Source organism: Desertihabitans aurantiacus, from assembly GCF_003344635.1.
Classification (GTDB): Bacteria; Actinomycetota; Actinomycetes; order Propionibacteriales; family Propionibacteriaceae; genus Desertihabitans; species Desertihabitans aurantiacus.
The window spans coordinates 1-3327 of record NZ_QPKK01000343.1; the positions used below are offsets into that span (position 1 = coordinate 1).

At 72.4% G+C, this 3327-nt stretch carries 3 protein-coding genes; all 3 read left to right on the forward strand.

Translation table 11 applies throughout. The features are described 5' to 3' along the window. On the forward strand, positions 1 to 452 hold a 452-nt coding region (locus DVA66_RS18565), incomplete at its 5' end, for a hypothetical protein (protein WP_198671936.1). A gap of 76 nt (positions 453 to 528) precedes the next feature. After that, positions 529 to 948, forward strand: a complete 420-nt coding sequence (locus DVA66_RS18570; protein ID WP_114127471.1) for a DUF5318 family protein — start codon at positions 529 to 531, stop codon at positions 946 to 948. Beyond that, positions 941 to 3327 (forward strand): transglycosylase domain-containing protein (locus tag DVA66_RS18575; protein WP_157974125.1); only part of this gene is annotated, 2387 nt, incomplete at its 3' end. The genes DVA66_RS18570 and DVA66_RS18575, both read left to right, overlap by 8 nt.

Sequence of the window (3327 nt, forward strand, 5' to 3'; positions counted from 1 at the left end):
CGGACCGGGAGGTGGGGGTGGTCCGGCACGACCTCGGCGCCGGGCCGCCGCGGCTGACCCGCTACGTCGCCCTCCGGGTGCCGGCGGGGACGCCGCACCTCCTGGTGTCGGCCGCCGAGCCGCGGCAGGGGCGTCCCGGCACGGTGCCGTACCGCGAGGTGCTGCCCGCGGACCTCGGGTCCCCCCCGCCGGCCGACGCGGCCCTCGGACGGCTCGACGGCGACCTCCTCGTGCACGGCGACGCCGTCCTGGCCGACCTGGACGAGGTGCTGCCGACGGCTCTCCGCGCCCGGCTGGTCGAGCTCGGGCTGGGCAGCGTCGAGGTCGCCGACGGCTGGGCGGTCGCCACCCGGCTGGCCCCGACCTCGCTGGTCGACGTCGCGGAGTGGGAGGCCGTCGGGGACACCCTGGACGTCCTGGAGGAGCTGGCCAGCCGTCTCGCAGCGGTCTGACCCGGGCCGGATCCGGCCTCCGGAGGGCACCCTCGGAATCCCTGGTCGCGGGGTGGCCCCGACCTACACTGTCGGCGTGTGGTCCCAGCGCCAGTACGTCGACTACGCCCTCCAGCGTCGCGCCACCCTGGAGGCGCTGAAGCGACCCCAGCGCACGCTGACGCGGGCCGACGCCTGCGACGCCGACCCGATGCTCATCCGCGCCGCGATGCACCACGGCGAGCGCAGCGACGTCGACTGCCCCATCTGCGGCTCCTCGGTCCTGGTCAACCTCAGCTACGTCTTCGGTGAGCAGCTGGGCCAGTACTCCGGCCGGATCAAGGCCCGCAAGGAGCTGGAGGAGATGCAGGACGAGTTCGGCGAGTTCAAGGTCTGCGTGGTCGAGGTGTGCACCGGCTGCGGGTGGAACCACATGATCCACTCCTTCGTTCTGGGCGACGGCAAGAAGCGGCGCCCGCCCAGGCGTCAACCGACCGTCGAGGACATCTATGGCTAGGACCCCCACCCGCGGCACCCGATCCCGCAGCAGCACCCGGAAGAGGAAGACCCCCCAGACCCGGGGCCGGCGGATCGCCAGGCGCCTCGGTCTGGGTGTCGTGCTCACCCTGCTGCTCGCGATGATCGCCGGTCTCACCGCGGTGGGCGTCGCCTACGCCAACACCGAGCTGCCCGACCCGAACGCCGAGTTCAGCACCAACACCACCTTCGTCTACTACTACGACGGCACGACGAAGCTCGGCAACCTCGCGGTGCAGAACCGGCAGTCGCTGGACTACGAGGAGATGCCGCAGGTCATCAAGGACGCGGTCGTCGCCGCGGAGAACCGCTCCTTCTGGGAGGACCCGGGCATCTCCATCCCCGGTATGGCCCGGGCCGCCTGGGCGATCGCCACCGGCGGTGAGCTGCAGGGCGGGTCGACCATCACCCAGCAGTACATCAAGATCACCTACCTGACGTCGGACCGCACGCTGACCCGCAAGCTCAAGGAGCTGATGCTGGCGGTGAAGATCAGCCGCGAGCAGTCCAAGGAGGAGATCCTCCAGGGCTACCTCAACGCCATCTACTTCGGCCGTGGCGCCTACGGGGTGCAGGCCGCCAGCCGCTCCTACTTCAACACCGACGCGAAGGACCTCACCGTCCCGCAGGCCGCGGTGCTGGCCAGCGTGCTCAACAACGCGAGCCTCTACGACCCCTCGGTCGACCCCGGCAACGAGGAGCGGCTGCTCGAGCGCTACCGCTACGTGATCGACGGGATGGCCGAGTCCGGCTCGATCACCGCGGCCGAGGCGGCCGAGTACCGCCAGGAGCTGCCGGAGCTGCCCGAGATCCCGGTGAACAACCGCTACGCCGGCCCGAACGGGTTCCTCATGAAGATGGTGGAGCAGGAGCTGGCCGCGGTCGGGTTCACCGAGGCCGAGATCAACGGCGGCGGGCTGCAGGTCACCACCACCTTCGACAAGGCGGCCCAGGACGCGGCGGTCGAGGCGGCCGAGGAGAACACCGAGGAGGCGGCCGAGGCGGCGGGGGAGGACCCGGACGACCTGCACGCCGCGATCGCCTCGGTCGACACCGAGACCGGTGGCGTGCTCGCCCTCTACGGCGGGCCGGACTTCATCGAGGACTCCCGGAACTGGGCCACCACGGCGCGCTCGACGGCGTCCACCTTCAAGACCTTCGCGCTCGTCGCCGGGCTGCAGGACGGCTTCAGCCTCAGCTCGACCTTCCGCGGCAACACCTTCACCCCGCCGGGTGACCCGGTGCCGGTGCGCAACGAGTTCAGCTACCAGTACGGGGCGGTCAACCTCATCCGCGCGACCGCGCAGTCGATCAACACCGCCTTCGTCGACCTCACCGCCCAGCTCACCGACGGCCCGCAGGCGGTGGCCGACGCCGCGGAGGCCGCCGGCGCCCCGCGGGGACCGGGCTGGGACCTCAACAACCGGATCGCCCTCGGCACCGCCGAGGTCAGCCCGCTCGACATGGCCGGCGCCTACAGCACGCTGGCCCGCGGCGGCGTCCAGGTCGGCCACCACGTGGTCAAGGAGGTCCGCGACGCCGACGGCGAGGTGCTCTTCACCGCCGAGACCGAGGGCAAGCGGGTCTTCGAGGAGGACGTCACCCGTGACGCGGTCTACGCCCTGTCCAACGTGGTCGAGCAGGGCACCGGCGCGACCGTGCAGACGCTGGGCCGACCGGTCGCCGGCAAGACCGGCACCGCCGGGATCGAGGACGACATCGTCTCGGCCTGGTTCGTCGCCTTCACACCCCAGGTGTCGACCGCGGTGATGTACGTGGCCGGGGACGAGGGCAACTCCGATCTCGACCCCTACGCACGTCCCGGCGACCAGACCTTCTTCGGTGGCACCTACCCGGCCCGCACCTGGACCGACTTCATGGAGGTCGTGGTCGAGGACATGGACGTGGAGGACTTCCCCGAGCCCGCCTGGAAGCCCGCCGACCGGCAGAGCGAGTACGTGCCGCCGCGGCGCACCGGGGGCTCCGGCTCGGGCGGCGGCTCCGGCTCCGGCGGTGGTTCGGGGTCGGGCAGCGACTCCTCCCGCGACGGCGACTCCGACCGCTCCGACGAGGACTCCGACGACGAGGACTCCCAGGACGGCGACGACGGCGGGTCCGACGACGGCGACGGCTCGGGCTCCGACAGCGACGGCTCGGACGGTGACGGCTCCGACGGCGACGGCTCCGACGGCGACGGCTCGGACGGGGCGGGCTCCGACGGCGGCTCGGACGACGGCGACGGCTCGGGCGGTTCGGGCGGCTCCGACGGCGGCGGCTCGGGCGGCTCCGGCGACGACGACGGCGGATCCGGCTCCGGCGGTTCCGGCAGCGGGTCGGGCGGCTCGGACGACTCGGACGG